General features: G+C 72.4%; 1 protein-coding gene. It reads left to right on the forward strand.

Annotated features, from left to right (window positions below; all coding sequences use genetic code 11):
• Positions 1-19: 19 nt before the first annotated feature.
• The coding region (locus HK417_RS24295; protein WP_308123837.1) for an IS1380 family transposase at positions 20-1,281 on the forward strand (1,262 nt) is incomplete at its 3' end.

The following is a 1,281-nucleotide window of genomic DNA, read 5'->3' on the forward strand; positions in this document are numbered from 1 at the left end:
GCTGAGAGGCACTCCGTGGGTGAACGGTAACCGGCGTTCCCGGCGGGTCCAGGTAGTCGCTGGGAGCGAGTCGTTGATCTCCTCCGCGGGCGGTTCGCTGCTCGCCCAGACGGCCGCGGTCAGCGGCCTGAACCGGGCGTTGAGCGGCCAGCTTGCGCCTTGGCGGACCGGTCGAGCCCGCCACGATCCGGGCAAGGTCGTGCTGGACCTGGCGGTCGCGATCGCGTTGGGCGGGGACTGCCTGGCCGATCTGGCGGTCGTTCGAGCCCAACCCGATCTCTTCGGTCAGGTCGCCTCCGATCCGACGGTCTCGCGGCTGATCACCACGCTCGCGGCCGACGCCCCGGCCGCGTTGGCCGCGCTGCGCGCTGCTCGGGCCACCGCCCGCGCCCAGGTCTGGCAGCTCAGGGCGCCGGTCGCCGAGGCGGGGCCGGTGGTGATCGATCTGGACGCCACGATCGTGCTGGCGCACTCGGAGAAGGAGGGCGCCACCCCGACGTGGAAGCGCACGTTCGGCTTCCACCCGTTGCTGGCCTTCCTCGACCACGGGCCCGGTGGCACCGGCGAGCCGGTCGCCGGCCTGCTGCGCACCGGCCGGGCCACGGCGAACAACGCCGCCGACCACATCAGCGTGCTCACCGACACGCTGGCACAGCTGCCGGCCGCCGAACGGGCCCGGGTGTTGGTGCGCGGAGACAGCGGAACCGGAGTGCACGCCTTCGTCCACCACATCCATGACCTCGGGCTGCAGTACTCGGTCGGCATCTACGCCCACCAGCCGATTCTCGACGCACTCGCCGGGCTGCCCCGACAGGCCTGGAGGGCCGCGCTGGACACTGACGGCCAGCCACGCCAAGGCGCGCAGGTCGCTGAGCTGACCCGACACCTGCGCCCGGCGCGTGATCCCTGGCCACCGGGCATGCGCGTCATTGCCCGCCGCGAGCGGCCGCACCCCGGCGCCCAGCTGCGTCTCACCGACGCCGACGGCTGGCGGATCACCCTGTTCGCGACCAACGTCCGCGGCGGCCGGATCGCCGACCTGGAAGTGCAGCACCGGCTGCGCGCCCGAGCCGAGGACCGGATCCGCTGCCTGAAAGACACCGGACTGCGCAACCTGCCGCTGCACGACTTCGCCGCCAACCAGATCTGGCTAGAACTCGTTGCCCTGGCCGCGGACCTGATCGCCTGGACACAGCACCTCGCCCTGGCCGACACCCCCGCCCGGACCTGGGAACCCAAACGGCTACGCCTGCGGCTGCTCAACATCGCCGGCCGCACCAT

It is taken from the genome of Modestobacter marinus (assembly GCF_019799945.1).
In the GTDB taxonomy this organism is placed as follows: Bacteria; Actinomycetota; Actinomycetes; order Mycobacteriales; family Geodermatophilaceae; genus Modestobacter; species Modestobacter marinus_B.